At 64.3% G+C, this 15,162-nt stretch carries 15 protein-coding genes and 1 tRNA gene; 6 read left to right on the top strand and 10 right to left on the bottom strand.

Going from position 1 to position 15,162, the window contains the following annotated elements:
- Nucleotides 1-6 precede the first annotated feature (6 nt).
- The 4 genes from tolA to ACFFWD_RS21195 all read right to left on the bottom strand — a co-directional run bounded on the left by tolA (nucleotide 7) and on the right by ACFFWD_RS21195 (nucleotide 3,388).
- Nucleotides 7-846 (bottom strand): cell envelope integrity protein TolA, encoded by an 840-nt coding sequence (tolA, locus tag ACFFWD_RS21210; RefSeq protein WP_376968432.1) that lies wholly within the window; start codon nucleotides 844-846, stop codon nucleotides 7-9.
- Between the two features lie 63 nt (nucleotides 847-909).
- Nucleotides 910-1,728 (bottom strand): aldo/keto reductase, encoded by an 819-nt coding sequence (locus ACFFWD_RS21205; protein WP_376968431.1) that lies wholly within the window; start codon nucleotides 1,726-1,728, stop codon nucleotides 910-912.
- A gap of 104 nt (nucleotides 1,729-1,832) precedes the next feature.
- On the bottom strand, nucleotides 1,833-1,964 hold the full coding sequence (locus ACFFWD_RS21200; protein ID WP_376968430.1) for a hypothetical protein: 132 nt from the start codon (nucleotides 1,962-1,964) through the stop codon (nucleotides 1,833-1,835).
- Complete coding sequence (locus tag ACFFWD_RS21195) at nucleotides 1,961-3,388, bottom strand: winged helix-turn-helix domain-containing tetratricopeptide repeat protein (protein WP_376968429.1); 1,428 nt, start codon at nucleotides 3,386-3,388, stop codon at nucleotides 1,961-1,963. The genes ACFFWD_RS21200 and ACFFWD_RS21195 overlap by 4 nt, the downstream gene beginning before the upstream one ends.
- Nucleotides 3,389-3,549: 161 nt before the next feature.
- Here ACFFWD_RS21195 and ACFFWD_RS21190 point away from each other — a divergent pair, with 161 nt between their 5' ends.
- The 3 genes from ACFFWD_RS21190 (at nucleotide 3,550) to ACFFWD_RS21180 (ending at nucleotide 7,759) form a co-directional block, all read left to right on the top strand.
- On the top strand, nucleotides 3,550-3,780 hold the full coding sequence (locus tag ACFFWD_RS21190) for a DUF1127 domain-containing protein (protein ID WP_376968428.1): 231 nt from the start codon (nucleotides 3,550-3,552) through the stop codon (nucleotides 3,778-3,780).
- A 172-nt stretch (nucleotides 3,781-3,952) separates the two neighbouring features.
- Complete coding sequence (locus tag ACFFWD_RS21185; RefSeq protein ID WP_376968427.1) at nucleotides 3,953-4,285, top strand: FAD-dependent oxidoreductase; 333 nt, start codon at nucleotides 3,953-3,955, stop codon at nucleotides 4,283-4,285.
- Between the two features lie 147 nt (nucleotides 4,286-4,432).
- Nucleotides 4,433-7,759, top strand: a complete 3,327-nt coding sequence (locus ACFFWD_RS21180; RefSeq protein WP_376968426.1) for an adenylate/guanylate cyclase domain-containing protein — start codon at nucleotides 4,433-4,435, stop codon at nucleotides 7,757-7,759.
- A 936-nt stretch (nucleotides 7,760-8,695) separates the two neighbouring features.
- On the opposite strand, the gene ACFFWD_RS21175 is transcribed toward ACFFWD_RS21180, so the two are convergent.
- Nucleotides 8,696-9,019: a helix-turn-helix domain-containing protein gene (locus ACFFWD_RS21175; protein ID WP_376968425.1), complete on the bottom strand. Its 324-nt coding sequence runs from the start codon at nucleotides 9,017-9,019 to the stop codon at nucleotides 8,696-8,698.
- A gap of 70 nt (nucleotides 9,020-9,089) precedes the next feature.
- Nucleotides 9,090-10,511: a magnesium transporter gene (gene mgtE / locus ACFFWD_RS21170; protein ID WP_376968424.1), complete on the bottom strand. Its 1,422-nt coding sequence runs from the start codon at nucleotides 10,509-10,511 to the stop codon at nucleotides 9,090-9,092.
- 127 nt (nucleotides 10,512-10,638) lie between these two features.
- Here mgtE and ACFFWD_RS21165 point away from each other — a divergent pair, with 127 nt between their 5' ends.
- Both ACFFWD_RS21165 and ACFFWD_RS21160 read left to right on the top strand, forming a co-directional pair.
- Nucleotides 10,639-11,427, top strand: coding sequence for a polysaccharide deacetylase family protein (locus tag ACFFWD_RS21165; RefSeq protein ID WP_376968423.1), 789 nt, complete (start codon nucleotides 10,639-10,641; stop codon nucleotides 11,425-11,427).
- A 96-nt stretch (nucleotides 11,428-11,523) separates the two neighbouring features.
- The gene (locus ACFFWD_RS21160; RefSeq protein WP_376968422.1) at nucleotides 11,524-12,852 is read left to right on the top strand and encodes a polysaccharide deacetylase family protein; all 1,329 of its coding nucleotides are present in this window, start codon (nucleotides 11,524-11,526) and stop codon (nucleotides 12,850-12,852) included.
- Here ACFFWD_RS21160 and ACFFWD_RS21155 read toward each other — a convergent pair.
- The 3 genes from ACFFWD_RS21155 to ACFFWD_RS21145 form a co-directional block, all read right to left on the bottom strand.
- Nucleotides 12,849-13,223 (bottom strand): hypothetical protein, encoded by a 375-nt coding sequence (locus tag ACFFWD_RS21155; protein ID WP_376968421.1) that lies wholly within the window; start codon nucleotides 13,221-13,223, stop codon nucleotides 12,849-12,851. The genes ACFFWD_RS21160 and ACFFWD_RS21155 overlap by 4 nt on opposite strands.
- A gap of 231 nt (nucleotides 13,224-13,454) precedes the next feature.
- Nucleotides 13,455-13,539 (bottom strand) — tRNA-Leu (locus tag ACFFWD_RS21150).
- 97 nt (nucleotides 13,540-13,636) lie between these two features.
- Nucleotides 13,637-13,879: a FliM/FliN family flagellar motor switch protein gene (locus tag ACFFWD_RS21145; RefSeq protein ID WP_376968420.1), complete on the bottom strand. Its 243-nt coding sequence runs from the start codon at nucleotides 13,877-13,879 to the stop codon at nucleotides 13,637-13,639.
- Between the two features lie 60 nt (nucleotides 13,880-13,939).
- Here ACFFWD_RS21145 and lipB point away from each other — a divergent pair, with 60 nt between their 5' ends.
- Entirely contained in the window at nucleotides 13,940-14,668 is a 729-nt protein-coding gene (lipB, locus tag ACFFWD_RS21140; RefSeq protein WP_376968419.1) for a lipoyl(octanoyl) transferase LipB, read from the top strand.
- A 9-nt stretch (nucleotides 14,669-14,677) separates the two neighbouring features.
- Here the strand turns inward: lipB and ACFFWD_RS21135 are convergent, their stop codons facing one another.
- Nucleotides 14,678-15,049 carry a tautomerase family protein gene (locus ACFFWD_RS21135; protein WP_376968494.1) on the bottom strand — a complete coding sequence of 124 codons (372 nt, stop codon included), beginning with the start codon at nucleotides 15,047-15,049 and terminating at the stop codon, nucleotides 14,678-14,680.
- Between the last annotated feature and the right edge of the window lie 113 nt (nucleotides 15,050-15,162).

Below are 15,162 nucleotides of genomic sequence, written 5' to 3'. Positions count from 1 at the left end.
CTTTCCCTACGACGCGAAATCGCGCGGCGTGAAATCGAGATCGAGCACCTTCCATTCGCCGTAGCGATCACGCGGCAGCATCGCATAGGGCTGGCAGGCCTGCAGCGCGCTGGTCGCGCTCCGCATCAACACCGGCCCCTTCGCCGAGGCACTGGCTTCGATCAAGAGCGGCTCGGAGGCGAGCTTGCCGTCCGGTTTCATGAACACCCGCAGCTTGACCCTGACATCGTCACCGCTGCTCAGCGTCGCGGGAAGTTTCAGGCACGTCTTCAGGTGGCGGCGGAATTCGGCGACCACGCTGGAGCCGACATTGGCCGCTTCGGTCGCCGCCGCGTCGAAATTGTCCTTGCCCTCCTCGCCGGCCGAACGCGCTGGAGCTGATACGGCCGGCACCGGCAATTCGGGCGGCAGGCCGAGCATCACGTGGTATTTGACCGACAGGTCCGGCTGGGGTTGCGCATAGGCCGGCGGCTGTGGTGGTGGCGGGTCCGGCTGCGGCTGCGGCTGGGCGGTCGCCGTTCGTTGCGGAGCGGGGCTCGGCTGCGGCGCCGGTGGAGTTGCCTGCTTTTGGGGCTGCGGCGGCGCGGCCGACGTCTGCGCGGCGGGCTCGGGCGGGACTGGTTGCGCCGGCTTGTCGAGCGCCGACAGGTCGGGCTCGGGCGTTGGCGTCGGTGACGGCTCGGCCTTGATCTCGGCGATATCCTGCGGCGTCACGATCTCGACCGCGACCGTATCAGCGGCGACAGGACCGAACTGATGCACTTCGGAGTACAGAACGATCAATGCGACCAGCAACAGGTGTGCGATCACCGACGCGGTCATATCTGTCGTTGGTCGGAACTTCATCGCACTCGATCAAATCGTGAGATCTCCCTTGCCCGTCAACATACCTGTTGGGACGGGCCCGCCTCAATCCCATTTCGGCGCAAAACCGAAATCGGTCAACCGGCCGCGGGCGCTGCCCATCGCGGAAATCTCGCGCATATCCTCGTCGGACAACTCGAAATCGAAGATACCGATGTTTTCCTGAAGGCGCTCGAGCTTCGAGGTGCGCGGGATCGCGGAAACATCCTGTTGCACGAGCCAGCGCAGGCAGACCTGGGCTGCGGTCTTGCGATAGCGGTCGCCGATCCGCGCCAGCGCACGATCGCCCTTGATGCGCCCCCTCGCGATCGGACTGTAGGCGACAAGTGCCATGCCATGGCGCGCACAGGCCTGCATCACCCTGGCCTGGTCGAGATAGGGATGATACTCGACCTGATTGCAGGCGAGCGGCTCCGGGCACGCCGCCACCGCCTCCTCGATCAACGCCACCGTGAAGTTGGAGACGCCGATATAGCGCGCCAGCCCCTGCTGCCTGACGCGCGCCAGCGCACCGAGCGTCTCCGACAGCGGCACCTGCGGATTGGGCCAATGCAGCAGCAACAGGTCGACCTCGGTGAGGCGGAGTCTTGCGAGACTCTCCTTGGCCGATCGCTCCAGATCGTTGGGTGCGAAATGGCTGGTCCAGACCTTGGTGGTGACGAAGACATCGTCGCGCTTGACGCCGGAGGCCCGCAGGCCGTCGCCGACCTCGCGTTCATTGTCGTAGATCTGGGCGGTGTCGATATGGCGATAGCCGAGCCGCAGCGCCTGCTCGACGATGCGCGCACAGGTGCGGCCGCGCAATTCCCATGTGCCGAGCCCGATTGCGGGGATTGTGGCGCCGTTGCCTTCGACGGAGTTCATGCGCCCATTATGCGCGCGCGAGCCCGTGCTGCCAACTCACGCCGGCGTGGGCGGTTGGGGAGATTGCCGGAGAGACACCTCCGGCCGCGCGACGAGACCGCGCGTCACTCGGGAAGTCCTGCTTTGCGCAGCCCCTCAATATACACCTGAAGCCGCGATACGTCGGCGCGCGGCACCCGTTCAGAAATGCGAAAGTCGGGGTCGAGGTCGAGCAGACCGGCCACGGCCTCCTTCACCTCGGCATCGCGCCCCAAATGAGCCAGCGCCGACGCCAGGCAGCGATAAGCGAAGGGATAATTCGGGTTCTGATGCAGCGCTTTCCTGGCGTCGAGACTGCCTCACTGAAACGACGAAGACCGATGAATGCGACGCCCATGCCTGCAAGCGTTGAAAAAAGCACAGGGTCAAACGGGCTCAACCTTATGCGGCGCTCAAAGCTCCGGATCGCCTCTTCGGGCTGCCCCGCCATCAGATAGGCGAACCCCCGCTGGTCCCAGACGCGAGATGCATTGGGATTCAAGGCGACCGCGCGGTCCACCATCTCCCTTGCGGTATCGTAGTCGTCGGAGAAGGTAGCGATTGCGTTGCCAAGCAGGCTCAATGCCAAAGTGGCATTGCCGTCCAGACTGAGCGCCAGCCGCAGAAGCCGCAGTCCCTCCGCAAGTTCCGACTTCGGATCGGCCGCCCAACCGAGACGCACGTTTCGAAGATGGCATTCCCCAGCAAGGGTGGCAGCAAAGCTGCTTCGTGGATCGATCTCCAATGCGCGAGAGGCAAGCCGAAGGCTCTCGGCCGATCCGTCCCGAGTCCATGACTGGAGGTGTTGCGCGCGAAGACAAAGGTCATAGGCACTGAGGTCGTTCGGCCGCCGCGCCGCCAGATCTATTTCGGTCTGAAGCAATTTCGGCTGAATGGCAGAGACAACATTCACCGTCACCTCGTCCTGCAGCGCAAACACATCGCCGAGGTCACCTTCGAATCGATCAGCCCAAAGGTGCGCGCCGCTCACAGTATCAATCAATTGGCCGGTGATGCGAACCTTTCCCGCGGCCCTGCGCACGCTGCCCTCAAGCACGTAGCGGACGCCGAGTTCGCGCCCGACCTGCTTGATATCGACGGCCCTCCCCTTGTAAGTGAAGCTCGAATTGCGCGCGATCACGAATAGAGACTTGAACCGTGACAATGCGGTGGTGATTTCATCCACCATGCCGTCGGCGAAGTAATCCTGATCGGCATCGCCGCTCATGTTTTGGAACGGCAACACCGCTATGGAAGGTTTGTCGGGGAGCGCCAGGGCCGATCTCGGCGATTCCAAAGGAGCGTCGGGGACCACCGTGCCCCCCCGCCCCTCCGCTTCCAGCACTGTTCCGACGAAACGGAAGCCCTTTCGCGGCAGTGTTTTGATCAGGCGCTGCGCCTCGCCGCTGTCGCCGATCACGCTCCGGGCGACGTTCAGACGCGTCGTGAGCGCGGCATCGGACACACTGCGTCCATTCCAAATGGCGTTGATGAGGTCGTCCTTACTGACGACGCGCTCCCTGTTGCGGATCAGGTAATCCAGCAGGTCGAAGACCTGTGGCGCGACGGAAACCATGTCGGCCCCGCGATGCAACTCGCGCCGGTCGGTATCGAATGCGTACTCCTCGAACAGATAGCGCAAGCGACCAATCCTTTGGGCGGCCTCAGGGTGTCGAAGCTCCAGCACCGGCTGCAACGCGAAGAGTAAGCCGCCCGTGAGGAAAATGTAAGCCGAAGGTCAAGCGCGCACGCTCGTGCCTTGGCACCCTCGTCTCGGTAGGGCCACACCCGGAAGATTTCGCCATGACCACGACCTATGACGCAACGAGGTTGATGCAGACGGCCGTATCGACCCGACGTGTTTCCAGCCTCTTCAAGACATATCGGGATGCATTTCAGGAACGGCGCCAACGCCAGAAATTGCGAGCTACCCTTTCGGAGCTAAGCGACAGGGAGCTGATGGACATCGGTACAACGCGCGGCGAAATCGACTATGTCGCCTCGCACCGTTCTACCGACCCGCGAATGGTCTGATCCGCCGGACGTACGTCTGATGCCAGGTCCGGCGATGACGGGGGTTGAACCCGACCAGCCCGTGCTGCCAACTCACGCCGGCGTGGGTGGTGGCGATGATGGGACATGGTCGCCTATCGTCGCCGCGTGGTAGTCTTCGGTCGCTGTTGATCTATTTCGGGAAGATAGCTCCATGATTGGCAGGTCTGACGTTATTGTCATCGGTTCCGGTGGCCTGGGCGCTGCGACAGCATATTACTTGACCAAGCACAAAGGTCTCGGCGTCACCCTCGTCGACAAGCATGATATCGGATCGCAAACCTCGCCCCGCGCTGCGGGCATGGTAAGCGGGCTTTCAATTTCGCCAGCCGTCGGAGAGGCACTTGCGACCTGGATTGTCGATGGCAAGCCGTCCATCGATCTATCGCCTATGTCCGTCACGCGCTTCAAGGACCAGTTGTGGTCTGAACCTCAATTGCAGCGGGAGGCCGCTTGGCAATATCGGCACTTTTACGGCGCGGTCTAACCGTCGGTGCGACAAACGGCCCCGACGGGCTGGAGACGCACATTTCGGGACGACAGGCTAACAGGCATCCCAACGCTCCTACCTGCCATCCACATGGGAAAGTGATATAGTCTCCGCAGGCCGCACAGAGACCATTCGGGGCCCGCCATGCAGCAGATTGCGGAATGGCTCAACGCACTTGGCCTCGGGCAATACGCGCAGCGCTTTGCCGAGAACGACGTCGATCCAAGCGTTCTGCGCGATCTGACTGACCAAGACCTCGAGAAAATCGGTGTTTCGCTCGGCCATCGCAGGAAGATCTTGCGCGCGATTGCCGAGCTTGAACAGGCCGGAGCGAAACCAGCGGCTGCTCCCTGGGTCGCAGCCGAGAAACGTCAGCTCACGGTGATGTTCGCTGATCTTGTCGGATCGACCGCACTCTCGACAAGGCTCGACCCTGAGGACTTCCGGGAAATCATTGGCACATACCACCGCTGCTGTGCCGAGCAAATCGAGAAATCCGGCGGATTCGTCGCAAGGTACATGGGCGACGGCGTCCTCGCATATTTCGGCTATCCGCGCGCGGATGAAGACGATGCTGAGCGCGCGGTCTGTGCTGGGCTCGCATTGGTCGCGGCGGTCGCAGCACTCGACATTCGCCCGGAGGCCAGGCTTCAAGTGCGGGTCGGCATCGCCACTGGTTTGGTGATCGTTGGAGATCTCATTGGAAAGGGCATCTCGCAGGAACATGGGGTGCTGGGCGAGACCCCCAATCTGGCCTCGCGGCTTCAAGCGCGGGCGGAGCCGGATACGGTGGTCGTCGACAACAGCACCCGCCGCCTCGTTGGTGGACTCTTCGAGTATCTCGCGCTCGGGAGCGTGTCGATCAGAGGCTTCAGCGACCCGGTGCCCGCGTGGCGAGTGACCGGAGCGAGCACGGTCGATAGCCGCTTCGAGGCCCTGCGCGTCGGCAGAACGCCACTGCTTGGCCGCGAGGAGGAGATCGAGCTGCTGATGCGCCGCTGGCAGCAGATCAAACGCGGCGATGGCGCGGTCGTGCTGGTATCGGGTGAGCCTGGTATCGGCAAATCGCGCCTCGCCGAGACCGTGCTGGAGCGGCTGAGCGACGACCCCCACATCCGCTTGCGCCGTTTCTGCTCGCCGCAGCATCAGGACAGCGCGCTTTTCCCGACCATATCGCAGCTTGAGCGGGCAGCGGGCTTCCGGCGTGACGATACGGACCAGCAACGGTTGGACAAGCTTGAAGCGTTGCTCGCGGAGGCCAACGCTGACCTCAGCGAGGCCGTCCCTCTGATCGCGGACCTCTTGTCCGTGCCGACAGGCAATCGCTACCCACCGCTCGACCTCACGGCGCCGAAGCGCAAGGAGAAGACGCTCCAGGCCCTTTTGGCCCAGCTCGAAGGACTGGCGGCGCGCCGACCCGTGCTGATGGTGTTCGAGGATGTGCACTGGATCGACCCCACCTCACTCGACCTGTTGGACCGCATCGTCGACCGGGTTGCCACCCTCCGGGTCTTGCTGATCATCACATTCCGACCCGAGTTCGCACCGGCCTGGATCGGGCGCTCACACGTGACATTGATCAGCCTCAGTCGTCTGCCGCGTCAACTTCGCGCCGAGATGATCATGCGGGTGACGGGCGGCAAGGCGCTGCCCCGCGAGATTGCCGAACGGATCATCGATCGGACTGACGGCGTGCCGCTATTCATCGAGGAATTGACCAAGACGGTGATCGAGAGCGGCATGCTGGCGGACGCTGGCGACCGCTTCGATGCGCGGGGGCCGTTGCCTCAGCTTGCCATCCCGACCTCGCTCCAGGCCTCGCTCCTGGCACGGCTCGATCGCTTGGCGCCGGTGCGTGAGATGGCGCAGATCGGAGCGGCCCTCGGGCGATCGTTCTCGCATGAGCTGATCAGCGCCGTCGCGGCCATGCCGCAGCAGCAGGTGGACGATGCCCTGGCTCAGCTCGTGCGGGCCGAATTGGTGTTCCAGCGAGGCACCCCGCCCGATGCTGAATACACCTTCAAGCATGCGCTGGTGCAGGACGCAGCCTATAGCACCCTGCTGCGCGGTCGACGCCAGCAGATCCATGCTCGCGTTGCGACGACGCTGGAGAGCGAGTTTCCTCAAATCGTCGCCGCTCAACCGCAACTCATGGCTCACCATTGTGCCGAAGCCGGTTTCAACGAGAAGGCGGTCGGCTACCGGCTCAAGGCCGGTCAGATGGCCGTCGCGCGCTCGGCGATGATGGAAGCGGTGGCGCAGTTGCAGAGGGGACTGGACCTGGTGGCGAGCATGCCGGAGGAATCGCGGCCGGTGCAGCACGAGCTCGACCTGCAGATCGCCCTCGGGCGGGCCCTGATGGCAGCCAGGGGGTATTCGGCGCCGGTGGTGGCAGATACCCTCGCCAAGGCGCGATCACTCGCTGAGCGGTGCGATCGCGCGGATCGTCTGGCCCCGTTGCTTTATTCCCAATGGGGTTTCCGCATGGTTCGGGCCGAGCACGATCTGGCGGTGTCGCTTGCCGAGCAGTTGGAGAATTTGGGCGAAACAAGAAGCGATCACGTCACGCTGCTGCTGGGTCACTATATCCACGGCGCCAGTTGCTACTTTCGCGGCGAGTTTGCGACAGCGCGCAGCCTTCTGGAGCTGTGCGATGGCTTGAGAGAACCGGCCGCACGCGCGATTGGCGCTGCGATAGCGGTGGCCGATCCGCACGCAGCGAGCCTGGGCCACCTGGCGTCGACATTGGCGCTTCTGGGCCACATCGATCAGGCACGCGCACGCGTCGACGAGGCATTGTCGGAGGCCCGCCGGCTCGACCATCCGTTCACGGTGGCCTTTGTGTTGAGCAAGGTGTGTGCAGTGGAGGCCGCCGCCGGCTTGCCGCATGACACACGGCGGCATGCAGAGGAACTGGTTGATCTCTCGAACGAGCACGGCTTTCCGCTCTGGTTGGGCTTCGGACTTCTCCAGCACGGGTGGTCATTGACGGCGCTTGGACGGGCGCCGGATGGCCTCGAAATGCTCACGAGGGGGCTCTCCGTACTTCGCACTGCCGGAGCGGTCGTGCATACGCCGCGCGCGCTCTGCTTTCTCGCCGAGGCGCACGCCGAGCTCGGGCATCCGCAGGAAGAGCGGAATTGCCTCGACGAGGCCGCGCAGCTGATCGAGACGACCCACGAGCGTTCGAGTGAGGTCGAGTTGCATCGACTTCGAGGCGATATGATGAATGCGCGAGGCGACCAAGCCACTGCGGAACGGAATTATCGTCGAGCGCTCGCCGTGGCCGAGCGCCAGAGCGCGAGAACGCTTGGGCTCAGCGCTGCGACCAGCCTTGCCCGTCTCTGGCGTGACCAGGGCAATTGCGCAGGGGCGCGCGACCTCCTTGCGCGCGAGTATGGTTGGTTCAGCGAAGGCCTGGACACGCCGCTGCTGCGGGAAGCCAAGGCGCTGCTCCACGAGCTGGCTTGATGCAATTCACCGCTGGCGTGGCGAGAGAGATGCTCGTCGCTGACGCAAGGCCTGACGCACTTGGTCGACGATCTCATCGGGTGCCGTCTGCGGTTCGGCACGGCCCGCCGCGCAGAGATTCGGACACGCGCGACGATCGTCATCTCCGGGTGCGACAAACGGCCCCGACGAGCAACTCAGTGTGTAGGATGGGTAGAGCGAAGCGAAACCCATCAATTCATGTCCGCGGCGCGAATGATTGACATCGCTGCGCTCTACCCATCCTACAGGGCTACGGACCTGCGGCAGGCGTCGGCCCCTGCCACTGATTTGCCCGACGGCGCAAGCCCTACTGAGAAAAATATTTCGGTTTTTCGGAAAGCAAAATCAGTGTATGAATCCGCCCGTCTCACCCGCTTGAGGGGCGCTTCGCGATCGTCACGAGTGTTGGGTTGGGATGCGGTGGACGCGGAGCGCGCAACTGACGAGTGCGCGCTGACAGCGGACGGTGAAGTCGTGTGGTCCTGACGCCCCAGTGGCTGGTGTCTCATCAGCAATGCTTTTGCTGGCGACGGTGACAAAAAAGCCCGTCTCGCCGGGGAGAGCACGAAGGAAGCCGTAAAACCATCGCGCAGGGAAAGCCGGAGTTTCCGGTTAGTAAAACCATCGCGCAGGGAAAGCCGGCGTGTTTTCCGGTTTCACCTGTGGTCCTACCCCTGTGCTTCTTGTTGCACAGGGCCCATGGGTGCAATCGGCACCCGGCTTTCCCGGCGCCCTCTGTTCTTCAGGAGGGACAACGAAGTAGCAAGACTCGGGCAGAACGTGCCGCGAGAACGACGATGTACGTCTTGCGTCATTGCGAGCGAAGCGAAGCAATCCATCTCGCCGCACGCGGAGAGATGGATTGCTTCGTCGCTTCGCTCCTCGCAATGACGGTGGAGAGGGTTGCGTCCCCGCTCACGCCGGCGTGGCCTCGCTCGACAGCGCCGCGAACACCGTGTCGGGAGAATGGGCGATGACGGCAAGCAGCGCGCGCGCCGGGCCGCGCGGGGCGCGCTTGCCCTGCTCCCAGTTGCGGATGGTCTCGACGGGCACGCCGAGCCTAGCGGCGAATTCGAGCTGGGTCAGTTGCGCGCGGCGGCGCAGGTCGCGGACCGCAGGCGGCTGCGACATGCCTGACGCGACCGGCGCGGGATCAGGCATCGCCGGCGCGAGCGGGAACTCCTGCCCGTCGCGCAATTCGACGATCCGTCCATCCGCCTTGAGCCGCAAGCGCTGCATGATGTGCCCCTTGGGAATAGGCACATCATCCACGACGCCGATTAAGGGCCGATTAATGATAAGGATCGGGCTACTTCAGGCCGAACCACAACGTCGCGATGCCGAGGAAGGAGAAGAATCCGACCACGTCGGTGACGGTCGTCACAAAGGTCCCGGAGGCGACCGCGGGATCGGCGCGCACCCGCTCCAGCACCATCGGGATCAGGATGCCGCCGAGCGCGCCGGCAACGAGGTTGCAGATGATGGCGAGCCCGATCACGACGCCGAGGCCGGGAATCTTGAACCAGGCCACCGCGGCGACGCCGGTGATGATCGCAAAGGCGATGCCGTTGACGAGGCCTACCATGGCCTCACGGATCACCACGCGCAGCGCATTGCCCGAGCCGAGCTCGCGGGTCGCGAGCGCGCGCACCGCGACCGTCATGGTCTGGGTCGCGGCATTGCCGCCCTGGCTCGCCACGATCGGCGCAAGCACCGCGAGCGCCACCATCTTCTCGAGCTGGCCCTCGAACAGGCCGAGCACCGACGATGCAAGGAACGCGGTCGCGAGATTGACCAGCAGCCAGTTGAAGCGGCCGCGGGCGATGGTCCAGACCGTGTCGGACAGCTCTTCGTCGCTGGTGACGCCACCGAGCGCTTTCAGGTCTTCGTCGGCCTCTTCCTCGATCACGTCGACGACGTCGTCGATGGTGATGACGCCGACCAGCCGGTCGGTGGTATCGACGACGGGTGCGGCGACCAGATTGTACTTGCCGAACATCCGCGCGACCGCTTCCTGGTCCTCCAGCACGGAGACGCGGCGGCGGTCCTCGTCGATCAGGTCCTTGATCGGCACCGGGCGGCGCGAGCGCAACAGCACGTCGAGCGGCACCGCGCCGAGCCAGTGCCTGTCGGCACCGACCACATAGATTTCGTAGAAGCGATCCGGCAGGTCGGGCGTATCCCGCATGTAGTCGATCGCCTGCCCGACCGTCCAATCCAGCGGCACCGAAATGAATTCGGTCTGCATCCGCCGGCCGGCCGAATTTTCCGGATAAAGCAGGCTGCGCTCGATGTCCTCGCGCTCGGAGGGCGGCAGCTTCTCCAGGATCTCTTCCTGGTCCTTCTCGTCGAGGCTTTCCAGGAGCTCGACGGCATCGTCGGATTCAAGCTCGCGGACGCCCTCGGCCACCGTCTCCGGCTCGAGCTCCTCGAGGATCTCCTCGCGGACGGTCTCGTCGACCTCGTTGAGCGCGGAGAAGTCGAAGTCGGTGGCGGTGATCTCGACGAGGTTGACGCGGTCCTCGGGCGCGAGTGCCGCGATCAGGTCGCCGAGGTCGGCCTCGTGCAGTTCCGCGACCACCGCGCACAGCAAGGGCCGGTCGGCGGCATGGATGGCGCGCGTGATCTCTTCGACGAATTCGTGGCGGAGCTGGCCCTCCTCGTCCCGCATCGGAATGCGGTCGAGCACGTCGGCCTCGGCGCGTTGGGCAACGTCGATATTCTCGGCCATGCCGCGTCTCGCCGGTTTGACAGGAATGGAGAAATTGGTCTGAGTAGTGTGGACGGATACCCAATCGGCAGGGCCCTGCGCAATGAGAAATATGTCCAATCGATGCCCAATATCGAACGGAAGCACGATGCTCGCCACGCTCGCGCTTGCGGTGGTCGCTCTCGCCAAGCCGGCACTGGCCGCGCCGGCGCAGACCGCCGAGTGCCCGCGCCAGGATGCCCTCGGCACCTCGCGCGTGCTCACGGTGGATCCCGCGACCTACCAGCGCGTCGGCACCAAGAGCTTTCCGCAGACGCTGCCGCTCGAGGACCACGAAGTCGTGCTGACCTTCGACGACGGGCCCTCGCCTCCGGCGACCCGGACGATCCTCGCAGCCCTATCAGCCGAATGCGTGCGTGCGACATTCTTCATGGTCGGCCGCTCCGCGTCCGAGCATCCGGAGCTGGTGCGCAGGATCGCGAGCCTCGGCCACACCGTCGGCCATCACAGCTGGTCCCATCCCAACCTTGCACATCTGACGCCGGACAAGGCCGAGGCCGACATCGACAAGGGGATCTCGGCCGTCGAAGCGGCGCTGCACGGAACCGCGGGCACGACGCCCGGCACACCCTTCTTCCGTTTCCCCTATTTCGAGTCGACGCCGCATCTGCTGGAGCGCATGGAAAAGCGCGACATCGCGGTGTTCGGCGCCGATTTCTGGGCCAGCGACTGGGAACCGATGACGCCCGAGCAGCAATTGAAGCTGCTCACCGACCGGCTCGAGATTGCCCGCAAGGGGATTATTTTGCTACACGACCCCAAGGCGCAGACGGCGGCCATGCTGCCGCCATTTCTGCGCTATTTGCGCGAACATCACTATCGCGTGGTCCATATCGTGCCGCCCGCGGCCAGGACCGTGTCCGACCGGTCACATTGAACCCAGGGTCGCGGCTCGATTACAGACTGTTAAGGCGGCATTCATGGCGCCGCCGTTAAGGATTCTTAAGTGCGTTTGGAATGCATCCGGGGTGTTATGAGCGCTGGCATTTTGGTGGGCGAGCGAAAGCGGTCGTGGACCGCTGTATGCCTGGCGTTGTTGGGTTGCATCGCTGCACAAACGGCGCTTGCCGCGGATTGCCCGGGCAATCCCAACGCGCTCGGCACATCGCGCACCCTCGTTGTCGATCCCACGGAGCATCCGCGGATCGGCACCATGCAATATGCGCAGACGCTGCCGCTGGCGGATCACGAGGTGGTGCTGACCTTCGACGACGGCCCGCTGCCGAAATACAGCAACCAGGTGCTATCGATCCTCGCCAGCCAATGCGTCAAGGCGACGTTCTTCATCATTGGCGGCCAGGCCAACGCCAATCCGGAGGGCGTGCGCAAGCTCGTTGCGGCCGGGCACACCGTCGGCACGCATAGCCAGCATCACCCGCTCACCTTCGACAAGATGTCGGCGGAGAAGGCCAAGCAGGAGATCGATGACGGCATCGCCTCGACGCTGGCCGCGCTCAACGGCGACAAGAGCAAGCTTGCGCCGTTCTTCCGGATTCCCGGCCTGCTGCGCGCCGAAATCCCCGAGGCCTATGCGGCCTCGCAGGGCATCCAGGTCTGGAGTGCGGATTTTCCGGCCGATGACTGGCGCCACATCTCGCCGCAAAGGGTCTACGACCTCGCCATCCAGCGCATCGAGGCCAAGCGCAAGGGCATACTGCTGCTGCATGACATTCAGCCGCGCACGGTCGCCGCCCTGCCGCGCATCCTCAACGAGCTGAAGGCGCGCGGCTATCGCATCGTCCATGTCGTGCCCGCGACGCCTGATCGTCCGGCAACGCCGACCGAGCCGCAGCAATGGTACCTGCGCCCGCCAACCGAGACGGTTGCGATCGCGCGCTGGCCGACGGTGCCGAATTTCGTGTTCAGCGAGGCGCGGATGTTGCCGGCGCCGGCGTTCACCGACATGGATTGGCGCGAAGCGGATGCGATCGATCACGCGCCGCGCATGCGAATCGCCTTCCCCCGCCAGACGCTCGGCCCGCTGCCGCAGGTCGCGCAGGTGACCTCGGCCTCGACGCTGCCGATTCCGGCCGCCGACGTTTTCAGGCTTCCCGAAGGACCGGGCCTGACGCTGCTCGCCGCGCGATCACGGGCCGATCGCCGCGAGCGGATCGCGCAGCGCGCGCCCGACGCCAGCCCCGCCGCGCATCAGGTCGCGCCTGCGGGTCGCGGCAAGGGCAAGGATCCCTCCAAGCATGCCCGTCAGCCCAGGGCGGACGGTGGCCCGGTGCGAATCGCCAGCGCGAAGAAGAGAGCGCCGCGCGCCGAAGCGACCGCGATCGTCAGGCGCGTGCCGGATTAGTTCGTCACGATCTTGGCGATGCAAAGCAGAATCACCAGCGCGAGGAACAAGAGATCGATATAAGCCTTGATCTCGCCGGCGTGCCGGAGCGCGGTGACGTCGCCCACGATCTGCTTGCGCGAGGCCGCCGAATTCGGCCCTTCCGCGGCCGCCGCGGCCAGCCGGCGCGTCTCCCCTTCCAGCCGCTCGATGCGTTGGAAGAAATAGAACGAACGCAGCGCGGATGCCGCATGCATCGCGGCGTAGACCAGCACGAGAATCGCGACGATCGCGCGCTGCTCGTATTTTTCGAGGAAGTTCAGACTGAAATAAACCAGCCCCAGGAACACGAAGTTGGAAAGGGTACGGTAGGCGTAGCTCAGAAACGTCATCAGGGGCTCCGGGCGCAGCTGGCGGCAGCCCGCGCTTTTCTTGCAGAATCAGGCGCGCCGGCCGGCAAGTGCCGTCCCAACAGGCCAGGGATCTGTGAAAATACGCGAACGGTATTACAGACAGGGCATCGGCCGGCACTGCCGCCCCAAAAATTGCCGATGCGCCAAGGCGGGCATCATGCAGTCTGGTCGCGGGAGCGGTCAGGCGTGCCAAATTGGGCTGAAAGTCCTTGGTGCGCTCGGAGGGACTCGAACCCCCACGATGTTACTCACTGCCACCTCAAGGCAGCGCGTCTACCAATTCCGCCACGAGCGCTTGGGATACCGGCTGGAACCCATCGGGCACCGCCGGATCGACGGCGCCATGTAACAAATCAGAGATGGGGGGACAAGGAGATAAGTGACCGAATTAACTACCTAACACCAGGCGATTTCGGCAGCATTTGCTTGACCTCGACCGCAATGCGGTTGCGGTCGACCAAAACGACGCCGCTGGCGATCGGCAGGTTGTTGGCGAGGATCTTGACCTCGTCGGCCTCGGTGGCGTCCAGTTCGATGATGGCGCCGCGGGACAGCCGCATCACCTGGTGGATGGGCATGGTGGTGGTGCCGAGGACCACCATGAGATCGACGCTGACTTTATCGAGGGTGGCCACTTCTGAACCGCCAAAGGGGAACTAAATTGTGGTTTCACCTGACCACGTTAGGGTTAGCCAATGGTTAACGACCGCCAAAGCCTTGATTTGACGACTTTTGCGCTGGCTTCGGGCGCCGGCGAGGTCGAATGGCGGATTTCGGATCGCGAGGTCGCCTACCCCGATTCCCTTGCCGAGATGGACGCCCGCGTGGCCGCGATCGCCGCAGGCTCCGCGCCCGAGCTGGTGTGGCTGCTGGAGCACCCGCCGCTTTATACGTCCGGCACCAGCGGCAAGGCCGCCGACCTGCTCGATCCGCGTTTTCCGATGTTCCAGACCGGCCGTGGCGGCCAAGTCACCTATCACGGCCCCGGCCAGCGGGTGGCCTATGTGATGCTCGACCTGAAACGGCGCCGGCCGGACGTGCGCGCCTATGTCGCTTCGCTGGAGGAATGGATCATCCGCACCCTTGCGGCCTTCAACGTCCGTGGCGAGCGCCGCGAGGATCGTGTCGGGGTCTGGGTGAGGCGCCCGGACAAGGGTCCGGGCTGCGAGGACAAGATCGCCGCGATCGGCGTGCGGCTGCGCCGCTGGGTGTCGTTTCACGGCATCGCCATCAATGTCGAACCCGACCTCTCCCACTTCCGGGCGATCGTACCGTGCGGGGTGATCGATCCCCGCTACGGCGTCACCTCGCTGGTCGATCTCGGGCTGCCCGTCACCCTGGCCGACGTCGACATCGCGCTCCGGCAGGTGTTTACCGAGGTGTTCGGCGGCGCCGCGGCGCGCCTGCCGGAAGCGACGGCATAGTCGACCGCCTTACGCTGCCTTCTGCGGCGAGACCTCGAGCTTGCCGGCGATGTAGCGGCGCTCCTGGGTCAGGCCGCCGAAACCGTAGGCATCGCCCTTCACTTCGTCGACATGGGCGTAGGTTTCGTTGTGAAGCGGGCCGAGCAGCTCTCCCATGCGCTGGAACAGGGCGGCAAGATAGGCGGCCTTCTCGTCCTTGGTGTTGGTGCCTTCGCTGACATGAATGTCGAGCCAGTAGCTGGCGAGCTTCTGCTCGGCCAGCGACTTGCCGCCCGCGAACCAGTCGGCGGCATCGGCCGACTTGACGATGATCGCGGTGACCTTGGGATCCTTGTGCAGGATGCTAAAGCGGGATGAAGTTAGCTTGAATCGATTTGGGATTGAACGAAGCCGCTGGCGCGGCAATTGAGGAGGGATCGCAAGAGCAGGCTCCTGTCTGAGAGGATTGCGGGTTTTCGAAGCCCAACCCTTCAGACAGGAGTTTTCCAATGGCT

This window comes from Bradyrhizobium erythrophlei (genome assembly GCF_042430365.1).
GTDB lineage: Bacteria > Pseudomonadota > Alphaproteobacteria > Rhizobiales > Xanthobacteraceae > Bradyrhizobium > Bradyrhizobium erythrophlei.
The sequence above is the reverse complement of the archived record's forward strand: the minus strand, read 5'-3'. Positions and strand labels throughout refer to the sequence as shown.

Bases quoted from the DNA above. Each gene is read 5' to 3' on its own strand.
- tolA (WP_376968432.1), bottom strand. From the start codon at position 846: ATGAAGTTCCGACCAACGACAGATATGACCGCGTCGGTGATCGCACAC.
- ACFFWD_RS21205 (WP_376968431.1), bottom strand. From the start codon at position 1,728: ATGAACTCCGTCGAAGGCAACGGCGCCACAATCCCCGCAATCGGGCTC.
- ACFFWD_RS21190 (WP_376968428.1), top strand. From the start codon at position 3,550: ATGACCACGACCTATGACGCAACGAGGTTGATGCAGACGGCCGTATCG.
- ACFFWD_RS21185 (WP_376968427.1), top strand. From the start codon at position 3,953: ATGATTGGCAGGTCTGACGTTATTGTCATCGGTTCCGGTGGCCTGGGC.
- ACFFWD_RS21180 (WP_376968426.1), top strand. From the start codon at position 4,433: ATGCAGCAGATTGCGGAATGGCTCAACGCACTTGGCCTCGGGCAATAC.
- ACFFWD_RS21175 (WP_376968425.1), bottom strand. From the start codon at position 9,019: ATGCAGCGCTTGCGGCTCAAGGCGGATGGACGGATCGTCGAATTGCGC.
- mgtE (WP_376968424.1), bottom strand. From the start codon at position 10,511: ATGGCCGAGAATATCGACGTTGCCCAACGCGCCGAGGCCGACGTGCTC.
- ACFFWD_RS21165 (WP_376968423.1), top strand. From the start codon at position 10,639: ATGCTCGCCACGCTCGCGCTTGCGGTGGTCGCTCTCGCCAAGCCGGCA.
- ACFFWD_RS21160 (WP_376968422.1), top strand. From the start codon at position 11,524: ATGAGCGCTGGCATTTTGGTGGGCGAGCGAAAGCGGTCGTGGACCGCT.
- ACFFWD_RS21155 (WP_376968421.1), bottom strand. From the start codon at position 13,223: ATGACGTTTCTGAGCTACGCCTACCGTACCCTTTCCAACTTCGTGTTC.
- lipB (WP_376968419.1), top strand. From the start codon at position 13,940: ATGGTTAACGACCGCCAAAGCCTTGATTTGACGACTTTTGCGCTGGCT.